Here is a 22,630-nt window from a genome sequence, read left to right on the forward strand (position 1 = left end):
GGCGCGAAGGCCCCACCCCGCCTCGCCTCAAGGCGCCGGAAGCTCGACGTGCTGACCATCGAGCACCGTATCGGTACTCGGACGGCTCTCCGCAGCGGCGTCGGCCCGGCGGCGATCCGGGGAGGTCGCCTCCTCAAGGAAGGCGGCGAGCGCCGCGTCGAGTGCCATCGTCGTGGTCTTCTGGCTACCCATGCGGCGCACCGAGACCGTGCGCTCCTCCGCCTCCCGGCGGCCGAGCGCCAGCAGCACCGGCACCTTGGCCAGCGAATGCTCGCGGACCTTGTAGTTGATCTTCTCGTTGCGGAGATCCGCTTCCACCCGGAGCCCGGCGCGCTCCAGAACCCGCACGACCTCGCGGGCGTAAGGGTCGGCGTCGCTGGTGATCGTCGCCACCACCACCTGCACCGGCGCGAGCCAAAGCGGGAAGTGCCCGGCGAAATGCTCGATCAGGATACCGGTGAAGCGCTCCATCGAGCCGCAGATGGCGCGGTGGATCATCACCGGCGGCTTCTTCTGGCTGTCGGCGTCGATGTAGCTCGCGTCGAACCGCTCCGGCAGGTTGAAGTCCACCTGCGTCGTGCCGCACTGCCAGTCGCGGCCGATGGCGTCGCGCAGCACGTACTCGAATTTCGGCCCGTAGAACGCGCCCTCGCCGGGATTGACGGCGGTCTTGATCCGCCCGCCGGACTGCTCCTCGATCTGAGCCAGCACCTGCGTCATCACCGCTTCGGCATGGTCCCACAGGGCGTCGGAGCCGACGCGCTTCTCGGGCCGCGTCGAGAGTTTCACCAGGATCTGGTCGAAGCCGAAATCCGCGTAGGTCGAGAGGATCAGGTCGTTGATCTTCAGGCACTCGGCGGCGAGCTGGTCCTCGGTGCAGAAAATGTGCGCGTCGTCCTGGGTGAAGCCGCGCACGCGCATCAGGCCGTGCATGGCGCCCGACGGCTCGTAGCGGTGGACCACGCCGAACTCGGCCATGCGCAGGGGCAGGTCGCGATACGACTTCAGCCCGTGCTTGAAGATCTGGACGTGGCCGGGGCAGTTCATCGGCTTCAAGGCAAACCAGCGCTTGTCCTCGGCCTCCTCGCCGGCGGATTGGGCCGCGAACATGTTCTCGCGGTACCAGCCCCAGTGGCCTGAGGTCTCCCAGAGCGACTTGTCGAGGATCTGCGGCGCGTTCACCTCGGCGTAGTCGCCCTTCAGGCGGCGGCGCATGTAGGCGATCAGCTCTTGAAAGATGGTCCAGCCCTTGGCGTGCCAGAACACGACGCCCGGCCCTTCTTCCTGGAAGTGGAACAGGTCCATCTCACGTCCGAGGCGGCGGTGGTCGCGGCGCTCCGCCTCCTCCAGCCGGTGCAGGTAGGCGTCGAGATCCTCCTTCGTCGCCCAGGCCGTGCCGTAGATGCGGGTCAGCATCGGGTTGTTGGAATCGCCCCGCCAATAGGCGCCCGCGACCTTCATCAGCTTGAAGGCCGCGCCGACCTTGCCCGTTGAGGTCATGTGCGGGCCGCGGCAGAGGTCGAACCACTCGCCCTGGCGGTAGATCTTCAGATCCTCGCCCGGCGGGATCGCATCGACCAGCTCGACCTTGTAGCGCTCGCCCCGCTCGGCGAAGAGCGCCTTCACGTCGTCGCGCTTCCAGACTTCCCGGGTGAAGGGCGCGTCGCGCGCAATGATCTCGCGCATCTTCGCCTCGATCTTCGGGAAGTCCTCCGGCGTGAACGGCTCATCCTTGGCGAAGTCGTAGTAGAAGCCGTTCTCGATGACGGGGCCGATCGTGACCTGCGTGCCGGGCCACAAAGCCTGCACGGCTTCCGCCAGCACGTGCGCGCAGTCGTGGCGGATCAGTTCGAGCGCCCGCGCATCGTCGCGCGAAATGAACTCGATCGCGGCATCCCGCTCGATCGTCTCGTCGAGATCGCAGACCGTGCCGTCGAGCGCCATGGCGACCGTGCGCTTGGCGAGCGACTTGGCGATGCCCTCCACCACGGTCCGGCCGGTCACCGCGGCGTCGTACGCGCGGGTGTTGCCGTCGGGGAAGGTCAGGATGGGCATGATGGGACCGTGTTTTTTGCCAAGCGCGCCCCGCGGAGGGGACGGCGGGTTTTCGGAAGGCGGACGGGCGAAGTCAATGCTGACTCATCACACCGAAAGACAACAGCAGCCCTCAGAGGTCGTCCGGTCCCCAGCCGAGGCGCGCGGCGATCGCGCTTGCTTCGGCGTCGTCGAGGAACAGCACCAGTCCCGCCCCGCCATCGGCGGCGATCCGGAACCGGCGCGTCTCACCCGCCGGCCGGCTCGCATCGAGCTGTTCGAGCAGGCTCCAATCGAAGTTCTTGTCGGCGGGGAAGGTCAGCGGCGGGATCGGTGGTTCGGTCCCGAACGCGACGCGGAAGCCATGGCCGTAGGGGCCGAGACCCGGCACGCGGGCGACGGTGACGCCGCGGCCGGTCCAGACCCCGGCGACCGCGATCAGTCGGGCGAACAGCGCGCGATAGGTGTCCTCGTCGGCCCCGTCGTAGCAGTGATCTTCGAAGATCGCGGCGTTGGAGAATTCGTCCTCGATCCCGTCGGCAAGGGCGCGGTAGCTCCACAGGATGTCGATCGACAGCGCCTCCGGGCCGCGCTGCGTCAGCGGCCGGGTCGCGTTGTCGTCGCCGACGGCGAATTCGGGATGCTCCGCCATCGCCCGCGCGGCGGCGCGCCGGTCCATCCCCGCGTAGTGCGGGCCGAGACGGAGGCCGGCGGAGATCAGTCCCTCCAGAGCCGCCTCGACGGCGTCGATTTCCGCCTCGCTGCGCTGTTGCGGCGGCTGCGGCTCCCAGACCGCTCCGGATGGGGCCGGAGCCTCGATCTCCGCCTCGCCGTGCCATTGTTGCGGCAGCGGCGACTTCCAGGCCGTCACGGGCAGGGCCGGCGCGGGCGGGCGATTCCGGCCGAACAGGCGCCGGAGCCAATCGATCATGTCGTCCCCCACAGCCACGCCGCGCCGCGCACGCCCGAGGCGTCGCCGTGCAGGCTCGTCCGCACCGGCGTGTCGAAGCGGTCGGAGAAGACGTGCGGCGCGATTGTGCCCGGGAGAGCGGCGGCGAGGCCCTCGACCCGCGAGAGGCCGCCACCGAGCACGATGGCGTCGGGGTCGAGGATGTTGACCACATGGGCAATGCTGCGCCCGAGCCGGTCGCGATAGCGCGCCATCGCCGCGGCGGCGTCCGCATCCCCGGCCTGCGCCCGAGCGACGATTGCCTCGCCGGTTAGATTTTGGTCCGTACACCGAAAGAAATCCGCGGCGAGTCCGGGACCGGAGAGCCAGGTCTCGATGCAGCCGTGGCGGCCGCAATAGCAGGCGGGGCCGGGGCGCTCGTCGTCGCGGGGTTGGGGCAGCGGGTTGTGCCCCCCACTCCCCACTGATCGCGTTGCGGCCTGTCAGCGCCTGCCCCCGCAGGGCGATCCCGGAGCCGACGCCGGTGCCGAGAATGATCGCCCAAACGAGGGTCTCGCCCGCCCCGGCGCCATCCACCGACTCCGACACGGCAAGGCAGTTGGCGTCGTTCTCGACCCGCACCGGGCGGTCGAGGCAGGCCGCGAGATCTCCCGCGAACGGCCGGCCGTTCAGCCAGACCGAGTTGGCGTTCTTGATCAGGCCGGTGGCGCGGGAGACCGCGCCGGGCATGCCGACGCCGACGCTTGCTCCGGTCGCGCCGGCCTGCCGCTCCAAAGCGGCGACGACGCCGGCGATGGCGTCGAGGGTGCCGGCATAGTCGTCCCGCGGGGTCGGCACGCGGGTCTCCGCCCGCGTCGCCCCGTCGGCGTCGAGCGCGATCCCGGAGATCTTGGTGCCGCCGAGATCGATCCCGATCCGCAACCGGTCGGAGATCAAGGCGGGCTTACTGGGCCGCCACGACCTTCGGCGCGGTGGCCGGCACATCCTCGCCGGGGCCTTCCGGCGCCTCGTCGGAGATCTCGGTGCCGATCGAGAACGGATGCGCCATCACCTCGGCGAGCTTCTTCTTGTCGAGCTCGCCCTCCCAGCGGGAGACGACGATGGTGGCGACACCGTTGCCGATGAGGTTGGTGAGCGCGCGGCACTCCGACATGAACTTGTCGACGCCGAGCACCAGGGTCATCGCCGCCACCGGCACCGGGGCGCCGGGGATGGCGGCCAGGGTCGCGGCCAGCGTGATGAAGCCGGCGCCGGTGACGCCCGAGGCGCCCTTCGAGGTCAGCATGGCGACGATGAAGATCGTTGCGTACTGCCCGACCGTGAGGTCGGCCCCCACCGCCTGCGCCAGGAACAGGGTGGTGAGCGTCATGTAGATGTTGGTGCCGTCGAGGTTGAACGAGTAGCCCGTCGGGATCACGAGGCCGACGACCGAGTCCGACGCGCCGAGGCGCTTCATCTTGGTCATCATGTGCGGCAGCACGGTCTCGGAGGAGGAGGTGCCGAGCACGATCAGCAGCTCGTCCTTGATGTAGGCGAGGAACTTGAAGATCGAGAAGCCGGCAAACGCCGCGATGCCGCCGAGCACGACGAAGATGAACAGCAGCGAGGTGGTGTAGAAGGTGCCCACCAGCCAAGCGAGGTCGATGACCTTGCCGATGCCGTACTGGCCCACCGTGAAGGCCATGGCGCCGAAGGCGCCGAGGGGGGCGAGCTTCACCACGAGGCCGATGATGCGGAAGAAGACCTGACCCGCCGCATCGATGCCGTGGGTGATGCTCTCGCCCTTCTTGCCCATGCCGGTGAGCACGACGCCGGTCAGGATCGAGATCAGCAGCACCTGAAGCAGGTCGCCGGTGGCGAAGGCGTCGAAGAAGCTCTTGGGGATGATCGCCATGAGGTGGGCGATCGTGGAGTCGGCGGCCGCCTTGCTGGCGTAGCCCTCGACCGCCTTGGCGTCGAGCTTCGACACGTCGGCGCCGAAGCCCGCGCCCGGCTGGATCACCTCGCCGACGATGATGCCGATAAGGAGCGCGAGGGAGGAGACGACCTCGAAGTAGATCAAGGCCTTGAGGCCGACGCGGCCGACCTTCTTCAGGTCGCCGATCGAGGCGATGCCGTGGACGATGGTGCAGAAGATGATCGGCGCGATCAGCATCTTGATCAGCGCGATGAAGGCGTCGCCCATCCATTTGAACGACTTGCCCCATTCCGGGCTGAGCCAGCCGAGCAGGACGCCCAGCACGATGGCGATCAGCACCTGGATGTAGAGCACCCGGTACCACGGTGTGTGCGCGCTGGGCGTGCCGGGCGCGCCCGCATCATGCGTTGCGGAATGGGCCATGTTTCCTCACCGATACCGTGTTGCGCGGCCTCGCCCGGGCGGCTTTGGGCGGACGCTATTCCGTTTGATCGCGGTGCTCAATCGCACCCCGGTAGTCGGCGCGGCGTTTGTAACTAATGAGTCTTTCGACTTGGCCGGGCATCTTGGCCGCATGTCTTGCCCGGGCATCGCGTCACGGTTGCCTGGGCGACCTTCGGGCCGGGCTGATGGCAAGGAAGCGGGGCCGGTGCAAGTCGTCCTCCCTCCGCTGTCCACTGCGTCGGGGCGGGTCCTCGGCGTTGTCCTCCGTCCCCGCGACGAAGCGGCTTCCCCTTGGCGGGCGGGCGCTCTAGAAGCGCTCCATGTTCGGCCTCATCCTCGTTCCGCCGCGAATTACGGGCCCGGCCTCCGCGTAGGCGCCGCGTTCAGCGGCCGCGCCGGATGCCGGGTGAAGCGCTTCCGCCCGTTTTTCTTCGACCGTCCCCGCGACGAGAGCCCGCCGAACCCTGCCATGAGCGACCAGACCGACGCCGCCCCCGTGGCTGCCCGCGATTATTCGCGGACCCTCTTCCTGCCGAAGACCGATTTTCCGATGCGCGCGGGGCTGCCGACCCGCGAGCCGCTCCTGCTGGAGCGCTGGAAGGATATCGGCTTGTACGAAAAGATCCGCGCCGCCGCGAAGGGCCGTCCGCGCTTCGTGCTGCATGATGGCCCGCCCTACGCCAACGGCAACATCCATATCGGGCACGCGCTCAACAAGATCCTGAAGGACGTCGTCGTCCGCTCGCAGGGCGCGCTCGGCCGCGACGCGGATTACGTGCCGGGCTGGGACTGCCATGGCCTGCCGATCGAGTGGAAGATCGAGGAGCAGTACCGCGCCAAGGGCAAGAACAAGGACGAGGTGCCGGTGCTGGAATTCCGCCAGCAATGCCGGGCTTTCGCGGCGGACTGGCTGAACATACAAAGAGACGAGTTCAAGCGGCTCGGCGTCACCGGCGACTGGGATCATCCATACTCGACCATGGCTTATCCGGCCGAGGCGCGCATCGCCGCGGAGCTGATGAAGTTCGCCGCCTCCGGCCAGCTCTATCGCGGCTCGAAGCCGGTGATGTGGTCGGTGGTGGAGAAGACCGCGCTCGCCGAGGCCGAGGTCGAGTACGAGGAGCATGTCAGCGACACGGTGTTCGTGGCGTTCCCGATCCGCGAGGGCGCTCCGGCGGAACTGACTGGCGCCCGCGTCGTGATCTGGACGACCACGCCCTGGACGCTGCCGGCCAACCGCGCCGTCGCCTACTCGAAGCGCGTCGCCTACGGGCTCTACCGCGTCACGGAAGCGGCGGAGGACAACTGGGCCAAGGTCGGCGAAAGCTACCTGCTTGCCGACGCGCTGGCCGAAGGCGTGTTCAAGGCCGCCCGCGTCGAGGCCTACGAGCGCGTGGCCGACGTGCCGGCAGCGAATCTCGCCGGGCTTACCCTGTCGCATCCACTTGGCACCTTCGATCCCGGCTACGGCTTTCCGGTGCCGATGCTGGAGGGCGAGCACGTCACCGACGAGGCCGGCACCGGTTTCGTCCACACGGCGCCGAGCCACGGTCGCGAGGATTTCGAGGTCTGGATGGCCAATGGCCGCCGCCTCACGGAATCCGGCATCGACACCCGCATCCCCTACACCGTCGATGCCGACGGCCGGCTGACCGCGGAGGCGCCGGGCTTCACCGGCCGCTTCGTCTTCACCGCCAAGGGCGAGAAGGGCGACGCCAACAAGGCGCTCATCGCCGCGCTCACCGAGGTCGGCGCGCTGGTCGCCCGCGGGGTTCTGCGCCACCAGTACCCGCATTCCTGGCGCTCGAAGAAGCCGGTCCTGTTCCGCAACACGCCGCAATGGTTCATCGCCATGGACCGGCCGGTGGATGCGCTCGGCAACCGCACGCTCCGCGAGACGGCGCTCCACGCCATCGAGCAGACGCAGTGGGTTCCGCCGCAGGGCAAGAACCGCATCAACGGCATGGTCGCCGGCCGGCCGGATTGGGTCGTCTCGCGCCAGCGCGCCTGGGGCGTGCCGATCACCGTCTTCGTCGAGCGCGAGACCGGGGCGGTGCTGCGCGACGCGGCGGTGAACGCCCGCATCGCCGAAGCCTTTGCGGCGGAAGGCGCGGATGCGTGGTTCGCGGAGGGCGCCACCGAGCGCTTCCTGGCGCCCGATTACGATCCGGCGAACTACGAGAAGGTGACAGACGTCCTCGACGTGTGGTTCGATTCCGGCTCGACCCACGCCTTCGTGCTGGACGACGCACAAGCCTTCCCCGGCCTTGCCGGCATCCGCCGCGCCGTCGATGGCGGGCCGGATACGGTGATGTATCTCGAAGGCTCCGACCAGCATCGCGGCTGGTTCCAGTCCTCGCTGCTCGAATCCTGCGGCACGCGCGGCCATGCCCCCTACGACGTGGTGCTCACCCACGGCTTCGTCCTCGATGCCAAGGGCGAGAAGATGTCGAAGTCGCGCGGCAACGTCGTCGCGCCGCAGAACGTCATCAAGGAATCTGGCGCCGACATCCTGCGCCTCTGGGTCGCTGCGGCCGATTATTCCGACGACCTGCGCATCGGCCCGGAAATCGTGAAGACCTTCGCCGAGACCTACCGCAAGCTGCGCAACTCTCTGCGCTGGATGCTCGGCTCGCTCGCCCACCGGGTGCCCGGCGACGACGTGCCCTTCGCCGAGATGCCGGAACTGGAGCGCTTCATCCTGCATCGCCTCGCCCAGCTCGACGGCGAGATCCGCGACGCCTACACGGCCTTCGACACCAAGCGGATCGTCGCGCTGCTCAACGGCTTCATGACCGGCGACCTCTCGGCCTTCTACTTCGACGTGCGCAAGGACGCGCTCTACTGCGATCCGATCTCCTCGGTGACCCGCCGGGCCGCGCTCCAGGTCATCGACGAGGCGTTCCGCCGGGTCGTGATCTGGCTCGCGCCCGTCCTCGCCTTCACGGCCGAGGAAGCGTGGCTCGACCGCTACCCGTCGCAGGACAGCTCGGTGCATCTCCAGACCCTGCCCGAGACGCCCGCCGAATGGCGCGACGAGGCGCTCGCCACCCGCTGGCAGAAGATCCGCAAGGTCCGCCGCGTCGTCACCGGCGCGCTCGAGATCGAGCGCGCGGCCAAGCGCATCGGCGCCAGCTTGGAAGCCGCGCCGACCGTCTACGTGTCGGATTCCGATCTTCTGGCGGCACTCGACGGCGTGGACTTCGCCGACACCTGCATCACCTCGGCGATCACGGTTCGCGCCGGTGAGGGCCCGGCCGACGCGTTCCGCCTCGACGAGGTGAAGGGCGTGGCCGTGGTGCCCGAGCGGGCCGAGGGCATCAAATGCGCCCGTTCCTGGCGTGTGACACCCGAGGTCGGCAGCGATCCTGCCTATCCCGACGTGACGCCCCGCGACGCGCGGGCCCTGCGGGAGTGGGACGCCGCCCATCCGGAGGCGGCGTGACCCCCTTTCGCGCCGGCCTGATCGCTTTGCTGGCCACGCTGGTGCTCGATCAGGCCTCCAAGCTCTGGCTCTATTTCGGCACCGACCTCGTGATGACGCAACCCTGGCGGCTGGCGCCGTTCGCGGATTTCGTCGTGGTCTGGAATCGGGGGGTCTCCTACGGCCTGTTCCAGCAGGAGGGCGGTCTCGGACGCTGGCTGCTGGTGGCGATCTCGCTTGCCGCCGCCATCGGCCTCTCGGTGTGGATGCGCTGGGCCGGCTCGCGGCTGCTTGCGGTGGCGCTCGGCCTCATCGTCGGCGGCGCGCTGGGCAACGCCGTCGACCGGGCGGCCTACGGGGCGGTGTTCGACTTCGTTCACCTGCACGCGGGCGGCTGGTCCTGGTACGTGTTCAACGTGGCGGATGCGGCCATCGTCGCGGGCGTCATCGGCCTGATCCTCGACAGCCTGCGGCCGGCCCAGCGCGCGCCGGCCACGGACGTCGCCGGGAACGGCGGCCGTCCCCAGGCTTGAAACGAAGCCCATCCCGCCCGCGTCAAGGCGCCATACCTTCGCCCGAAACCCGGCTCACCTCGTTCACGAAGGTCTCTATCCGCGATTCACGTTGAATCGCAGTTCGGCTGACTGCCCCGGATGAAAAGCGGGCGGAGCCGATCCTTGAAACCTTGGGGAACATCGCATGAACGGGCGGCGCAGCGTCTCGCGGGCTTTCGGATCAATCCGCCCTCTGGCCTTGGGGGCAGCCCTGCTGCCCGGCCTTTCCGTCGGCGCGGCCCACGCCGAGGGTGAGTTCATGCGCGATACGCTGAGCAATCTCGGCCTGATCGAGCCGGACCGCCCCGCCATCACCTATCGCGAGCGCGCGCCGCTGGCCATGCCGCCCAAGCTCGGCGGCCGGGAGGATCTGACTGCCGGCCTACCCGCGCCCCGCGCCCGTCAGGCCGATCCGGCCTGGCCGAAGGATCCGGAGGTGGTCCAGCGCGAGCGCGCCGCCATCGAGGCGAAGAAGCCGATCGTGCGCGGTGCGCAAGGGCGCATGAACGACAACAACGAGACGCTCTCGGTCTACGAGATGGATGCTGGCCGCCGCGCGGGCGCCGGCGCGCTCACCGGGCCGGCGAACGCACCCGGCCAGGGCGATACCCGCGATTCGACTTGGCTCAACCCGTTCGAACTGCTCAAGGGCACGCCGGACAAGACCGAGCCGTCGCTGGTCGAGCCCGACCGCGATACGCTGACCGATCCGCCCAACGGCTACCGCAAGGCGCCGATCAAGGTCGCCAAGCCGCAGGGCGGCCCGGTCGGCGGTCCGATCAGCGACCGTGAAGAGGCCGACCCGCGTGCCTATATGAGAAATTCGTCCGGGCGCTGAGAGCGGACCTTCGCCCGGTTGCGCCGCTTACGGCGGGCCGGCAAAGGCACGAAGCACTCGGGCGGACCGTCACCGCGCGGACACGCCGCGCGGTATGGGATTTGCCACCGGCAACCGATCTCGGGACAATGCCGGGATTCGTGGGACGGAAAGCGCGGAGGGCGGAAGAGCCCCCGCATAAGGAAAGTGGGATGCACCTCTACCGGAAGGCCATCGCGCCCGTAGGACCGCAGCGAGGCCTGAATCACGCTGGCCGCGTGAACGCCGCCCCGTTCGGGCGCTCCGAGGCCGGCGGCCCGGAGGTCTCCGCCTTCGTGCTCGACAACGGGCTCGACGTGGTGGTGGTGCCCGACCACCGGGCGCCGGTCGCGACGCACATGGTCTGGTACCGCAACGGCTCGGCCGATGATCCGATCGGCCAGTCCGGCATCGCCCACTTCCTCGAACACCTGATGTTCAAGGGCACCGAAGCGCATCCGGCGGGCGCCTTCTCGAAGGCGGTCTCGTCGCTCGGCGGCCAGGAGAACGCCTTCACCAGCTACGACTACACCGCCTATTTCCAGCGCGTCGCCCGCGATCACCTCTCGACGATGATGGCCTTCGAGGCCGACCGGATGAGCGGCCTCGTCCTTGACGATGCCGTGGTGGCGCCGGAGCGCGACGTGGTGCTGGAAGAGCGCCGGATGCGGGTCGAGACCGATCCCTCGGCGCAGCTCTCCGAGGCGATGGCCGCCTCGCTGTTCGTGCATCACCCCTACGGCATCCCGATCATCGGCTGGATGCACGAGATCGAGGAGCTGAACCGCAGCCACGCCATCGACTACTACAAGCGCTTCTACACCCCCGAGAACGCGATCCTCGTGGTGGCCGGCGACGTGACGCCGGACGAGGTGCGGCGTCTGGCCGAGGACACCTACGGCCGTGTGACGCCGCAGGGCGCGCGGCCCCAGCGGCTGCGCCCGCGCGAGCCGGAGCCGCGGGCGATGCGTCGGATCGCGGTGGCCGACCCGAAGGTCGAACAGCCGACCCTGCAGCGCCTCTACCTCACCCCCTCTTGCATGACCGCCCGCGACGGCGAGGGCTACGCGCTCGAACTGCTCGCCGAGGTCATCGGCGGCGGTGCGACCTCGTTCCTCTACCGCAAGCTGGTGCTGGAGATGGGCGTCGCGGTGAATGCCGGCGCTTGGTACATGGGCTCGGCCATGGATGACACGCGCTTTGCCGTCTACGCCGTGCCGGCCGAGGGCGTGACCCTGGAGGCGCTGGAAGAGCATATCGATCGCGTGCTGCGCCGCGTTCCCGAGGCGCTCGGCGCCGAGGCGATCGAGCGGGCCAAGATCCGGCTCGTGGCCGAGACGGTCTATTCCTCCGATTCGCAGAGTTCGCTCGCGCGCATCTACGGCTCGGCGCTTGCCATCGGCGAGACCGTCGAGGAGGTGCGCCGCTGGCCGGTCGAGATCGATGCGGTCACCCATGACCGGCTCGTCGCGGTCGCCGCCCGCTACCTCGTGCCCGCCCGCTCGGTGACCGGCTACCTCACCAAGGCGCGCGACACGGACGTGACGATCGCCTGAGACGACCTGATTCTTCGCGCTGCCCGCTTTGGCGGCGCCGTTTGCGAAAAGACGCTTTAAGGAACTTCCGATGAATCTCGCCGAGACCGGCACCCGCGCCGCGACGTCGCCGACCCAGGCGTTGCCGCTTGCGGCCGCCCCCGGCATCGAGGCTTGGCACGTCGCCTCGCCGGTGGTGCCGATGATCGCGCTCTCTTTCACCTTCGAGGGCGGCGCCGCGCAGGACGTGGAGGGCAAGGCGGGCACCGCGCAGATGATGGCGCGGCTGCTCGACGAGGGCGCGGGCGACCTCGACTCGGACGCCTTCCAAGAGGCGCTCGCGGCCCGCGCGATCGAGCTGAGCTTCCACACCGGCCCCGATTCCATCGGCGGCTCGCTCAAGACGCTGCTCACCCACGCCGATGAGGCGATCCGCCTGCTGGCTCTGTCGCTGGCCGAGCCTCGCTTCGATCAGCCCGCAATCGAGCGCGTGCGGGCGCAGATGATCGCCAGCCTGCGCTACCAGCAGAACGATCCGGGCGTACTCGCCTCCCGCCGCTACTTCCGCGAGGCCTTCCCGGGGCACGCCTACGGCCGCTCCTCGGCGGGCACCATCGAGACCCTGTCGGCGATCACCCGCGACGACCTCGTGGCCTTGCATCGGGCCGTGATCGGCCGCGGCAGCCTGAAGGTCGCCGCCGTGGGTGCCTTCGACGAGGCGACGATCACCGGCATGATCGCCCGCGCCTTCGGCGCTCTGCCCGAGGCAGGCCCGCTCAAATCAATTCCGCCGACCGCGATCAACGAACTCGGCCGCCGCATCGTCGTCGATCTCGATGTGCCGCAATCGGTGATCCGCTTCGGCATGCCGGGCGTGGCGTGGCGCGACCCCGACTTCATCCCGGCCTACGTGCTGAACCACATCCTGGGCGGCGGCGCCTTCACCTCGCGCCTGTTCCAGGAAGTGCGCGAGAAGCGCGGCCTGGCCTACTCGGTCGGCACCTCGCTGACCTCGCATCGCGCGGTCGCCATGACCTGGGGCTACACCGCCACCAAGAACGAGCGCGTTGTCGAGGCCCTCGACGTGATCGGCGACGAGATCCAGCGCCTCATCACCGAAGGCCCCTCCGACGAGGAGTTGCAGAAGGCCAAGGACTACCTCACGGGCTCCTACGCCCTCGGCTTCGACACCTCGACCAAGATCGCCAACCAACTGGTGCAGATCGCCTTCGAGGGGCTCGGCATGGACTACATCGCCCGCCGGAACGACCTCGTGGCGAGCGTGACCCAGGCCGACATCCGCCGGGCCGGCGCGCGCACGCTCGGCGACGGCAAGATGCTGGTCGTCGCCGCGGGGCGGCCCACGGGGCTGTAAGCGTTTCTGCTCGATACGGGTTTGATGAGGCCGGCACGCGGTAAGCGCGTTGCCGGCCTTTTTCTTTGCTGCCCAAGGTCTTTGGTTCGCGGCGCGGTGCCCCGTTGAGGCCGGCGCCTTGGGCTTGCGCCCGAACCTCCTATCTGTTGAAGGCTGAAACCGCTTCCCGCGCGAGGCCTCAAGCGATGCAGCTCACCGGACTCCACCACGTCACCGCCATCACGGCACAGGCGGCCGACAACCTCGCCTTCTACACCCGCGTGCTGGGGCTTCGGCTGGTCAAGAAGACCGTCAATCAGGACGATGTGTCGGCCTACCACCTGTTCTACGCCGACGGCCGCGCCTCGCCCGGCACCGACATCACCTTCTTCGACTGGCCGGCGCCCGCCGAGCACCGCGGCACCGACAGCATCTCGCGCACGCTGCTGCGCGTCGGTGGTGCGGCGAGCTTCGACTGGTGGCGCGAGCATCTCGCCCGCCAAGGCGTGAACCACGGTTCGGCGATCGAGCGGGACGGGCGTCTCACCCTCGATTTCGAGGACGGCGAGGGCCAGCGCCTCAGCTTCGTGGATGATGGTGGCGTGGGGCCGGCGCATCCCTGGGCGGGCAGCCCGGTGCCGGCCGAGCATCAGATCCGGGGGCTGGGGCCGATCCGCCTCACCGTCTCGCAGCCCGAGCGCACCGAAGCGGTGCTGACGCAGGTTCTCGGTTTTCGCCGCGCACGGACCTTCGAGCTGCCCGAGGGCGAGGTGACGGTGTTCGAGACCGGTCAGGGCGGTCCCGCCGCGGAGGTCCAGCTTCTCAGGGGAACGGGTGCGCCGGCCCGCCAGGGCGCGGGCGCCGTCCACCACGTCGCCTTCCGCATCCCGGATGCCGATTACGACGCCTGGGCCGACCGGCTCAAGCAGCGCCGCGTCCCCTCCAGCGGCCCCGTCGACCGCTACTACTTCCGCAGCCTGTACTTCCGCGAGCCGAACGGCATCCTGTTCGAGATCGCCACCGACGGGCCGGGCTTCGCCACCGACGAGGCGATGGAATCACTCGGCGAGCGTCTCGCGCTGCCGCCATTCCTCGAACCGCGCCGGGCGGAGATCGAAGCAGGGCTGAAGCCTTTATGATGCAGCACGCCCGTTCGTCGGAATCCGGGGGGGCGGGGGCCTATAGATTCCGCAGGAAGGTGAGACTCGGCGAGAAGAAATACTCGCCGCCCCTCATGTGAACGAAGCCGCCGAAATCGACATCCGTCGCGACGCCCTCCGTTGGATCGTCCCACGCCCGCGGCAGCTTCTGCTCGCCGGCCGTCAGAGATCCCTGGCCGATAACCGGATCGATTCCATGGGGCGGCGTCGGCTGTAAGGGGAAGTTGGCGTTGTTCGCCCAGATGGCCTGCGTGAACGCGAACTGGTGGGCAATTTCGGAATTGTAGGCCATGAACAGCAGTCCGACGCCGTTCTTCGGCAGCTTTTCGGCGACCTTTTCCTGAAATTCCTGCAGGCTGTCCGCTTCCGGCAACTCGGCTGGGTGAACCTCACGCCGGGCGTCCTCGTAGGGGATGCCTCGCCGCGGCATCAGGTGGCTGCGCTCCTCTTCTTCCGGTTCCGCGCCGCCGGCCCCGCGCGGATTGGTCTTGCGGATATGGGCGTGGAACGGGCACCGACTGCCGGCATCCGCCGTGTAGTCAAAATTGTTCCCCGGCTTGAGGGCTCTGGCCTCGGGCGACAGCGTCACCGGTGTGCCGTCCTCGAAGCGACCGACGATGAGGGCGCCGGCCAACTCGCGGTCGTCGGCGCCCATCAGACCCAAATTATCCGCGACGACCTGCTCACGCAACTTGAAGGAGCGTACCTGCTGCTCAAGCTTGCGAAACACCAGGTAGCTGCCGAAGGCCGTCGGATCGTCTGGCACGCCGGGATCGGGGACCAGGGCAAGTCCGAGGGGGAAGGCCGGGTCCCATCGGTCGGTCCCGGTCTCCTTTCGTTCCGCTTCGATGTCTTCGATCAGCATCAGGGGCTGGCTGCGGCCGTCAACGTAGCCGAAATGCTCGATGCCCTCGCCGGCTGCGTTGAAGAGGGCGGCTCCGTGCTGGATGAACACTGTGCCGCCGGCTACGTGGATCAGTTCGCGGATCTGCGCTGCGAGTTTCGCCCGCGCACTTGGCGTCTCGTGCGCGGCGATGACGAGTCCGTGGATGGGGGTGCGGAATTCCTGCTCCCAAGTCTCAAGAGGTGGATCCTTGAGGGCCTCGATACTGTCCGGGTGTCCCATCCCGAGGGCGAAATCCGGATCGACGGGGGCGAGGTCGCCTCGTCCGATCGCCTCGTATCCTGCGGCCGACAGCGCGACGTGGACGAAGGCGCCCGCACCTCGGCCACCCTCGCGCTTCTTTCCGGCCTTCTTGTAACTGTCGGCATCGATCAGTTGCCGATAGGCGCTGACAATGTGAAAGTTGGCAAGCTCTCGCAGCAGGCGTCTCGCTTCGAGACTGCGCGTCGGATCGAGCCGAAAGAACAGGTTCGCCGTAAAATGCCGTCCGTGTCCTTTCAAGATATTGCCCTGAAGCCCCTCCAGCATCAGAAGTTCTTCTGAGTCGGCTTGCTTCCAGGATAGAGGTTCCGTGATGTCGATCGCCATGGCGTCCTCCGCAGAAACAGGTGTTGGAAGAAGTATTTATTGATCGATAGGCAGCATCGATGTGCTTCGAATCAGAAAATTTACAGATTTAGCTGGATATAAACAGGCTTCGGCATCAACATCAATTTGGTGGTAGCTCGGCCGGGTCCGCTCCAGCCGGTCGGTATGCCCGCCGAGACGAGCCGACGGCTTCGGATGATGCGCTGCCGTCAGATCGCCTGCGCTCTTCCTGCGGCTTGACGTTTGTCCCGCACTTGCGAGAAGAGCGGCCGGAAAACTCCTGCAACTGGGCTCTTTAGAACGATGAGCAAGTACAACGAGGAGCGCGTCCTCTCCGTCCATCACTGGACCGACACGCTCTTCTCCTTCCGCACGACGCGCGATCCCTCGTTCCGTTTCCGCAACGGCGAGTTCACGATGATCGGCATCGAGGTCGAGGGCCGGCCGCTGCTGCGTGCGTACTCGGTGGTCTCGGCCAATTACGAGGAGGAGCTGGAGTTCTTCTCGATCAAGGTGCCGAACGGCCCGCTCACCTCGAAGCTCCAGCACCTCAAGGTCGGCGATCCGATCATGATCGGCAAGAAGCCGACCGGCACGCTGGTGCTCGACAACCTGCTGCCCGGCAAGAACCTCTACCTGCTCGGCACCGGCACGGGGCTCGCCCCCTTCCTGTCGATCATCAAGGATCCGGAGACCTACGACCGCTTCGAGAAGGTCGTGCTGATCCACGGCTGCCGTCAGGTGCAGGAACTGGCCTACGGCGAGACCATCACCGAGACGCTGCCGAAGCACGAGTTCCTCGGCGAGATGATCGCCAACCAGCTGATCTACTACCCGACGGTCACCCGCGAGCCGTTCCGCAACCGCGGCCGGATCACCGACCTGATGACCTCGGGCAAGCTGTTCGAGGATATCGGCCTGCCGCCGATGTCGATCGAGAACGACCGGTTCATGCTGTGCGGCAGTCCTGAAATGATCAAGGACACCCGCGAGCTGCTGACCAGCCTCGGCTACGAGGAGGGCAACCACGGCGAGGCGGCCCACTACGTGATCGAGAAGGCCTTCGTCGAGAAGTAGATCCTCCAGTAGCGAGCGGCTGGCTCAGCCGCTCCACCGCACCCTGAGGTGCCGCGCGGCAACCTCGAAGGATGCTCCGGGGATCCGTGCGCGAACCGGATGATCCTTCGAGTCGCGCTGGCGCCGGCATCGCAGGATGAGGGCGCTGGTGGGACAACGCCGTTTTCCTAACCGAGCGATCCGCACGCCATGCCCCCGCCCGCCTTGTTCGTCGTCGGCGCCGGCACCGAGATCGGCAAGACCTACACCACCGCCGCTCTTGTCCGCCGCCTGCGTGGGCAGGGCTGGCGGGTGCGGGCGCTGAAGCCGCTCGCGAGCGGCGTTCCTCCGCTCGACCATCCCGACTTCGCCGAGAGCGACACCGGGCGCCTGCTCGCGGCGCAGGGGCTCGCCGTCACGCCGGAAACGGTCGAGGCCTGTTCGCCCTGGCGCTTCGCTGCGCCGCTGGCACCCGACCTCGCCGCCGCCCGCGAGGGGCGCAGCCTCGGGCTGCCTGAGCTTGTCGCGTGGTGCGGCGCGCGTCTGGCCGAGGCCGATGACGGTGAGACCGTAGTGATCGAGGGCGTCGGCGGTTTGATGAGCCCGATCACCGAGGACGCCACCGGCCTCGACTGGCTGAGATCGCAGGGAATTCCGTCGCTGCTCGTGTCCGGCAGCTATCTCGGCGCCATCAGCCACGCGCTGACGGCCGTCGAGACGCTGAGGGCGCATGGCATCCCACTCGTCGGCATCGTCGTCAGCGAGAGCGAGGGGGCACCGATCCCCCCTGAAACCGTGGCCGGGCAGATCGTGCGCTACGTTTCCGTACCGGTCGTCTGCCTGAGGCGCGGAGGGGATTTTCCGGATGGGCTCGCCGCGCTGGATTGAAGTCTCAGCGTGCGCGGGGCGCCTTCGGCTCGCGGGATTCCTGGATCTCCTCGGCCTTCTCCTCGTCGGTGTCGCTGCTGCGCTTGATCGTGTCGTCGGGCTTGGCGGCCAGACCCTTCACGATGGCGACAAGGCGCTTGCACTCGTCCGGGAAGCCGTAGGATTCGAGCACGATCGCGGCATCGCGCAGAGTCCGCAGGTCGCGCACGATCTGGGCGTTCTTGACCTCCTGAAGTTCCTTCTTCGCCGCGATCGTCGGTTCGAGCCCGGTATCCTCGACATTGCATTCGGCTCGGGCGGCCGGAATCGCGGCGAGCATCAGGAAGGCGCAGGTAATCAGGCGACGCATGGTCACGTCTCGTATGGGTTGAGGGCGGGGAAACTCAGTCGCGGTGGCGCAGCAGGTCGTTGGTCACGGCCACGAGCTGCGACGCGCGGTAGGGTTTGGGCATGAACACCGATTCGTTCACGGCCTCCGCGGCGGAGAGGCCGTCGCGGCCGCCGGAGGTGTAGACCACCGGCAGGCGCGGCAGGCTGCGACGGGCGCTGCGGGCCAGCGCGATGCCGTTCGTGTTGCGGGCCAGATCGATATCGGTGAAGAGCAGGTCGACGTGCTCGCTCGACAGGATCGCCTCAGCCTCCTCCGCGTCGGCCGCGGTCAGCACCCGGTAGCCTTCGTCGAGCAGGGCCTCGGCGGCCAGCTCGCAGACGAAGAACTCGTCCTCGACCACGAGGATCGTGTCGGCATGCGGCGCCAGGGAGAACGGCGGCAGGGCAGCGGGGACGCAGGCGAAGGGGATCATGGCAGAACTCCAACTCACCCGTGCTCGGGCAACAGCCGAGCTTGCGGATCGCCGGACCAACGGGGCCGTGAAGGGCCTCGTTCACCGTGATTGCTTCGATTTGCGCGCATTTGGTAACCGATCGGTTAACCTTGACGGCAGCGTGCAGGAACTGTTCTCAGTCGCGCCTGCCGCGATGACACGCCTAAACCCTTGTCGGATGAGGCCGTCTTTCGCCCCCGCACCCGCCCGCCTTTCGAAGAGCGCCTTAACGATCGTGCCCGCCCCGTGACCCGACCCTGGCAGATCGGCTTCGGCGTCGTGCTCACGGCGCTCGCCGGATTCGTGGACGCGCTCGGCTTCATCCGGCTCGGCGGCCTCTACACCTCGCTCATGAGCGGGAACACGACGCAGCTCGCCGTCTCGCTGGGCCATGGCGAGCCGCTCGGCGCCGTGCTGCCGGCGCTGCTGATCGGCGCCTTCCTCGTCGGCGCGGTCTCGGGGGGCGCCATCGCCGCCCTGTGCCCGCCACGCTGGGTCACGCCCGCGGTACTCGGCCTGGAAGCCGTCGCCCTGACGGCGGCGGTCGCCCTGGCCGCCGAGCACGCCCATGTCGGCGTGGCCTCGTTGTTCCTGGCGCTTGCCATGGGCGGGCAGAATGCGGTGCTCGCCCATGTCCAGGGCTTTCGCGCTGGCACCACCTTCGTCACGGGCGCGCTGTTCGCGTTCGGCCAGAAGGCGGCGCTGGCGCTCGCCGGACGGGGGCCCCGGCTGGGCTGGGTCGGCGACGGCTCGGTCTGGCTCTCGCTCCTCGTCGGGGCGGTTGCGGGCACGCTCGCCCATGCGCATCTCGGAATCGTGGCCCTGGCGATTCCCGCCTGCGTCGCGGCCGGGCTATGTCTGGCCGCGACGCTGTTCACCCTGGCCTACCGGCGCGCGCCGGTGCCGCTGACCAAGATCTGAAGGAAGACCCCTCCGGCATGAGCGTCTCCGCTCCCTCTCTCACCGAGCACGTCGCGGACATCGCCGCCGGCGCTCACGTCACCGCCGCCCACTGGCTCAAGGGGACATTGGCGCTGGCGCTCGCCGATGGCGGCGTGCTGCTGGCCCGTGACGGCGCGACCGAGACCGTTGCCGCCCACCCGGACAGCGGCATCCTCGTGGCAGCGAGCGACGGCGCCCGGCTGGTGAGCGGGGGCGACGACGGCCGCGTGGTCGCGACGGAAGCGGACGGCCGGTCGAGCGAGCTGGCGCGAGCCAAGAACGGCGGCTGGATTGATGCGCTGTCGCTTCACGGCGACGGCTCGTTCGCCTTCGCCTCGGGACGCACCATCATCGCCCGCGATGCCAAGGGCCGCGAGAAGACCTTCACCGCGCCCACCACCGGCCGCGGCCTCGCCTTCGCGCCGAAGGGCTACCGGCTGGCGGTGGCGCACTACAACGGCGTCAGCCTCTGGTATCCGAACCTCGAGACGCCGCCCGAATTCATCGAGTGGAAGGGCTCGCATCTCGACGTGACGTGGTCGTCCGACGGCCGCTTCGTCGTCTCGACCATGCAGGAGAACGCGCTGCATGGCTGGCGCCTCCAGCCCGACCGCGGCCACATGCGGATGTCGGGCTATCCCGCCAAGGTGCGTTCGCTTTCGTGGTCGGCGGACGGCAAGTGGCTCGCCACCAGCGGCGCCGAGGCGGCCATCGTCTGGCCGTTCGACTCGAAGGAGGGCCCCACCGGCAAGGCGCCGCGGGAATGCGGCGTACGGCCGGCGCGGGTCTCGCAGGTCGCGTTCCACCCGAAGGCGCCGGTCCTGGCGATCGGCTACGAGGATGGCTGCGTGCTGCTGGTGCGCTTCTCCGACGCTTCGGAGCTGCTGGTGCGCCCGGCCGTGAAGGGCAGCGCGATCTCGGCGCTCGCCTGGGACCCGGCCGGCGCCCGCCTCGCCTTCGGCTGCGCCGACGGGCAGGCCGGCCTGCTGACCCTGCCGGCCTGACGCCCGCGCCGTGGCCCTGTTCGGACGCGCACCAAAGCCCGATGCCGTCGCCCGGCGGCGGGTGGAGGCTTGGCTGCGCAAGGCGGGCGGCTACGGCCTCGATACGGCGATGAGCGTGAGCGAGATCGTCTGCACCGATCCGGCCTGCCCCGGCACCGAGACCGTGGTTCTGCTGTTCCCGCCCGGCGAGAAGACGCGGGCGGTGAAGATCACCGGCGCCCTCGACGCCCTCACCGAGGCGGATGTGGCGGCCGCCCTCTGCCAAGATTGAGCCGCGGCCCTCCCCGAGGGACGCGGATCGCCCTACAAACCGGGTGGCCCCCGCAAAGGAAATGTTGATGTTCCGTGTCGTCCGAACGCTCGGCCTTGCCTTCGGACTGCTCGCGGCGGTCATCGCCGCGCAGGCACCGGAATTCGCCCAGCAATACACCCAGCGCCTCGGCGGGGCCCTGGACGAGCTGCGCCGCTCCATCGCTTCCCTCGATGCCGACGCCCAGGCCACCGGCCGCAGCCGGGACGAGGCGCTGGCGCTGCTGCGGACCAACCCGGATGCCTTCATCGCCCGGCGCGGCGAGTCGGCCCGGGCCGATGTCGAGCGGCTCAAGCGGCTGGAAGCGCAGAAGCTCGCCCTCGACACGGCGGCGAGCCCGCTCGGACGCCTCGGCGTGATGGCGCGCGACCCCGACATGAGCATCGCCCGCGCCGCCTATCGCGACTATCAGCCGGCGGTGCCGACCACGGCGGACGGCCTCGTCGCCGGGCTGCTCGGCTTCCTCGCCGCCTGGGGCGGCTGGCGCGTCACCAGCGATGTCGGACGCCACCTCGCCCGCCGCCGTCGCCGCGCGCGGCCAGAGACCACGGCAGCTTGATGCAAATTTCGCGCTGCTGCACGGGCTGAGGTGTTGCAGCGCCTCTACAGCCCGGCCCATCCCACTGCACTAGGTGTAGGCTAAGCGCCCGCACTCCGCAGGGGCGCCGGATCCGGTCCTCCCTCGATCATGCCGCGTCCCCCGACCACGACCGTCGATCCCGCCCTCGACGCGGCGGCCCTGCTGCGCCGTATCGGCTTCTTCGGCCTGTTCGTGGTGCTGCCGGTGGCCGCGCAGGTCTCGCGCCGCGCCACCGTGGTGCTCGCACCCATCGCCGTCGTCCTGCTGATCACCGCGAGCGCCATCGACCAGCACCAGCGCGCCGTCGGCCCGGCCCTGAAGCGGCTGCTGACCGCGCCGTCCTTCCTCGCTGGCATGCTGGTGGTGTTCTGGTCGGGGCTGTCGCTGGTCTGGACGCCGTTTCCCGGACCCGCGAGCGAGCGGCTGGCCAACCTCGTCGCCACCGTGGTGATGACGCTGCTCGCCTATCTCGCGCTGCCCGACCGGATGCGTTCGGCCAACCTCTACCTGCTGCCGCTCGGCGTCGGCACAGCGGCCATCGTCGCGATCCTGATCAACCTCGTCGGCGACGCGATGCTCAACGACAATCCGGACGGTGACAGCGCCCTGGAGCGCGGCGCGGTGCTGCTGGCGCTGCTCGCTTGGCCCGCCGTGGCGTGGCTGCGCTCGCGCCGCCGCGACATGGGCTCGCTCGTCGTGGTCGTGCTCGTCGCGGGCGCGCTGCTGCTGGCGCCGGGCGTCACCGCCCTGTTCGCGCTGGCGGTGGGGGCGCTGGCCTTCGCGCTGACGCATTGGCGCCTGTCGCTCGGCGTGCGCGTCACCGCGCTGGTTGCCGCCGGCCTGCTCGTGGTCGCGCCGCTGCTGCCGTTTCTCGCGCGCCCCATCGGCATCGCCCTGTTCGGGCCCGTGGCGCCCGGCGTGCTGGCGCTCAAGGCGTGGCAGAAGGTCGTCACCCTGGAGCCGGTGCGGCTCGTGACCGGCCATGGCCTCGAGACGACCCTGCGCGGAAAGATCTTCGGGATCCTGCCGATCAATGCGCCGACCACGATGCTGTTCGAGTTCTGGTACGAACTCGGCATCGTCGGCGCCTTCGCCGCGGCGTTCGCCCTCTACGGCGCAATCCATCGTGCGGGCCGCGACGCGTCGGTGCTGGCGCCTTGCGCCATGGCGGCCTTCGCGACCGCCTTTGCCATCGGCTGCGTCGGCGTCGGCCTCACCACGATCTGGTGGCTCACCACGCTCGCCCTGGCGATCCTGACCTTCGTGGCGATCGAGCGCGGGCAGTTCCGCTCCCGCCGGCCCAAGGTCGGGCTGATCCCGCGTCTGCCTGCGCGGAGTTGAAGCC

At 68.9% G+C, this 22,630-nt stretch carries 19 protein-coding genes and 1 pseudogene; 13 read left to right on the forward strand and 7 right to left on the reverse strand.

All coding sequences use genetic code 11. The annotated features are described in order from the left end of the window. Window positions 1–27 precede the first annotated feature (27 nt). The 4 genes and pseudogenes from thrS to MKK50_RS10175 all read right to left on the reverse strand — a co-directional run bounded on the left by thrS (window position 28) and on the right by MKK50_RS10175 (window position 5,285). Complete coding sequence (gene thrS / locus MKK50_RS10160) at window positions 28–2,055, reverse strand: threonine--tRNA ligase (protein WP_499022005.1); 2,028 nt, start codon at window positions 2,053–2,055, stop codon at window positions 28–30. Between the two features lie 112 nt (window positions 2,056–2,167). Then, a complete protein-coding gene (locus tag MKK50_RS10165; RefSeq protein WP_499022006.1) occupies window positions 2,168–2,965 on the reverse strand; it encodes a hypothetical protein in 798 nt (265 codons plus the stop codon). Beyond that, a pseudogene (locus MKK50_RS10170) lies at window positions 2,962–3,928 on the reverse strand (ROK family protein). The gene MKK50_RS10165 and the pseudogene MKK50_RS10170 overlap by 4 nt, the downstream one beginning before the upstream one ends. Then, window positions 3,888–5,285 carry a dicarboxylate/amino acid:cation symporter gene (locus tag MKK50_RS10175; protein ID WP_253372532.1) on the reverse strand — a complete coding sequence of 466 codons (1,398 nt, stop codon included), beginning with the start codon at window positions 5,283–5,285 and terminating at the stop codon, window positions 3,888–3,890. The pseudogene MKK50_RS10170 and the gene MKK50_RS10175 overlap by 41 nt, the downstream one beginning before the upstream one ends. A gap of 490 nt (window positions 5,286–5,775) precedes the next feature. Here MKK50_RS10175 and ileS point away from each other — a divergent pair, with 490 nt between their 5' ends. The 6 genes from ileS to MKK50_RS10205 all read left to right on the forward strand — a co-directional run bounded on the left by ileS (window position 5,776) and on the right by MKK50_RS10205 (window position 14,168). Continuing rightward, window positions 5,776–8,751 carry an isoleucine--tRNA ligase gene (gene ileS, locus MKK50_RS10180; protein WP_499022008.1) on the forward strand — a complete coding sequence of 992 codons (2,976 nt, stop codon included), beginning with the start codon at window positions 5,776–5,778 and terminating at the stop codon, window positions 8,749–8,751. After that, on the forward strand, window positions 8,748–9,263 hold the full coding sequence (lspA, locus tag MKK50_RS10185; protein WP_499022009.1) for a signal peptidase II: 516 nt from the start codon (window positions 8,748–8,750) through the stop codon (window positions 9,261–9,263). Before ileS ends, lspA begins: the two co-directional genes overlap by 4 nt. A gap of 166 nt (window positions 9,264–9,429) precedes the next feature. Then, entirely contained in the window at window positions 9,430–10,122 is a 693-nt protein-coding gene (locus MKK50_RS10190) for a hypothetical protein (protein WP_253372526.1), read from the forward strand. Between the two features lie 191 nt (window positions 10,123–10,313). Beyond that, window positions 10,314–11,696 (forward strand): M16 family metallopeptidase, encoded by a 1,383-nt coding sequence (locus tag MKK50_RS10195; RefSeq protein WP_499022010.1) that lies wholly within the window; start codon window positions 10,314–10,316, stop codon window positions 11,694–11,696. Between the two features lie 70 nt (window positions 11,697–11,766). Then, window positions 11,767–13,050 (forward strand): M16 family metallopeptidase, encoded by a 1,284-nt coding sequence (locus tag MKK50_RS10200; RefSeq protein WP_253372508.1) that lies wholly within the window; start codon window positions 11,767–11,769, stop codon window positions 13,048–13,050. A gap of 185 nt (window positions 13,051–13,235) precedes the next feature. Then, the gene (locus MKK50_RS10205) at window positions 13,236–14,168 is read left to right on the forward strand and encodes a ring-cleaving dioxygenase (RefSeq protein ID WP_499022012.1); all 933 of its coding nucleotides are present in this window, start codon (window positions 13,236–13,238) and stop codon (window positions 14,166–14,168) included. 40 nt (window positions 14,169–14,208) lie between these two features. Here MKK50_RS10205 and MKK50_RS10210 read toward each other — a convergent pair whose 3' ends face one another. Continuing rightward, window positions 14,209–15,681 (reverse strand): Dyp-type peroxidase, encoded by a 1,473-nt coding sequence (locus tag MKK50_RS10210; protein WP_499022013.1) that lies wholly within the window; start codon window positions 15,679–15,681, stop codon window positions 14,209–14,211. A gap of 303 nt (window positions 15,682–15,984) precedes the next feature. On the opposite strand from MKK50_RS10210, the gene MKK50_RS10215 reads away from it, so the two are divergent. Both MKK50_RS10215 and bioD read left to right on the forward strand, forming a co-directional pair. Then, complete coding sequence (locus tag MKK50_RS10215) at window positions 15,985–16,758, forward strand: ferredoxin--NADP reductase (RefSeq protein ID WP_253372505.1); 774 nt, start codon at window positions 15,985–15,987, stop codon at window positions 16,756–16,758. Between the two features lie 189 nt (window positions 16,759–16,947). Next, window positions 16,948–17,625 (forward strand): dethiobiotin synthase, encoded by a 678-nt coding sequence (gene bioD, locus MKK50_RS10220; protein WP_499022016.1) that lies wholly within the window; start codon window positions 16,948–16,950, stop codon window positions 17,623–17,625. 4 nt (window positions 17,626–17,629) lie between these two features. Here bioD and MKK50_RS10225 read toward each other — a convergent pair whose 3' ends face one another. Both MKK50_RS10225 and MKK50_RS10230 read right to left on the reverse strand, forming a co-directional pair. Beyond that, the gene (locus MKK50_RS10225; protein ID WP_253372501.1) at window positions 17,630–17,974 is read right to left on the reverse strand and encodes a photosystem reaction center subunit H; all 345 of its coding nucleotides are present in this window, start codon (window positions 17,972–17,974) and stop codon (window positions 17,630–17,632) included. 34 nt (window positions 17,975–18,008) lie between these two features. Continuing rightward, complete coding sequence (locus MKK50_RS10230) at window positions 18,009–18,428, reverse strand: response regulator (RefSeq protein WP_253372499.1); 420 nt, start codon at window positions 18,426–18,428, stop codon at window positions 18,009–18,011. Between the two features lie 267 nt (window positions 18,429–18,695). On the opposite strand from MKK50_RS10230, the gene MKK50_RS10235 reads away from it, so the two are divergent. The 5 genes from MKK50_RS10235 (at window position 18,696) to MKK50_RS10255 (ending at window position 22,626) form a co-directional block, all read left to right on the forward strand. Beyond that, window positions 18,696–19,370: a YoaK family protein gene (locus MKK50_RS10235; RefSeq protein WP_499022019.1), complete on the forward strand. Its 675-nt coding sequence runs from the start codon at window positions 18,696–18,698 to the stop codon at window positions 19,368–19,370. A 17-nt stretch (window positions 19,371–19,387) separates the two neighbouring features. Beyond that, on the forward strand, window positions 19,388–20,395 hold the full coding sequence (locus tag MKK50_RS10240; protein WP_499022021.1) for a WD40 repeat domain-containing protein: 1,008 nt from the start codon (window positions 19,388–19,390) through the stop codon (window positions 20,393–20,395). 10 nt (window positions 20,396–20,405) lie between these two features. Then, window positions 20,406–20,666, forward strand: coding sequence for a hypothetical protein (locus MKK50_RS10245; RefSeq protein ID WP_499022023.1), 261 nt, complete (start codon window positions 20,406–20,408; stop codon window positions 20,664–20,666). A gap of 67 nt (window positions 20,667–20,733) precedes the next feature. Then, a complete protein-coding gene (locus MKK50_RS10250; RefSeq protein WP_499022025.1) occupies window positions 20,734–21,264 on the forward strand; it encodes a DUF2937 family protein in 531 nt (176 codons plus the stop codon). A gap of 129 nt (window positions 21,265–21,393) precedes the next feature. Then, window positions 21,394–22,626: a peptide ABC transporter permease gene (locus tag MKK50_RS10255; RefSeq protein ID WP_499022026.1), complete on the forward strand. Its 1,233-nt coding sequence runs from the start codon at window positions 21,394–21,396 to the stop codon at window positions 22,624–22,626. The last annotated feature ends 4 nt before the right edge of the window (window positions 22,627–22,630 follow it).

The sequence above is a fragment of the Methylobacterium sp. J-043 genome, from assembly GCF_022829505.1.
Classification (GTDB): domain Bacteria; phylum Pseudomonadota; class Alphaproteobacteria; order Rhizobiales; family Beijerinckiaceae; genus Methylobacterium; species Methylobacterium extorquens_A.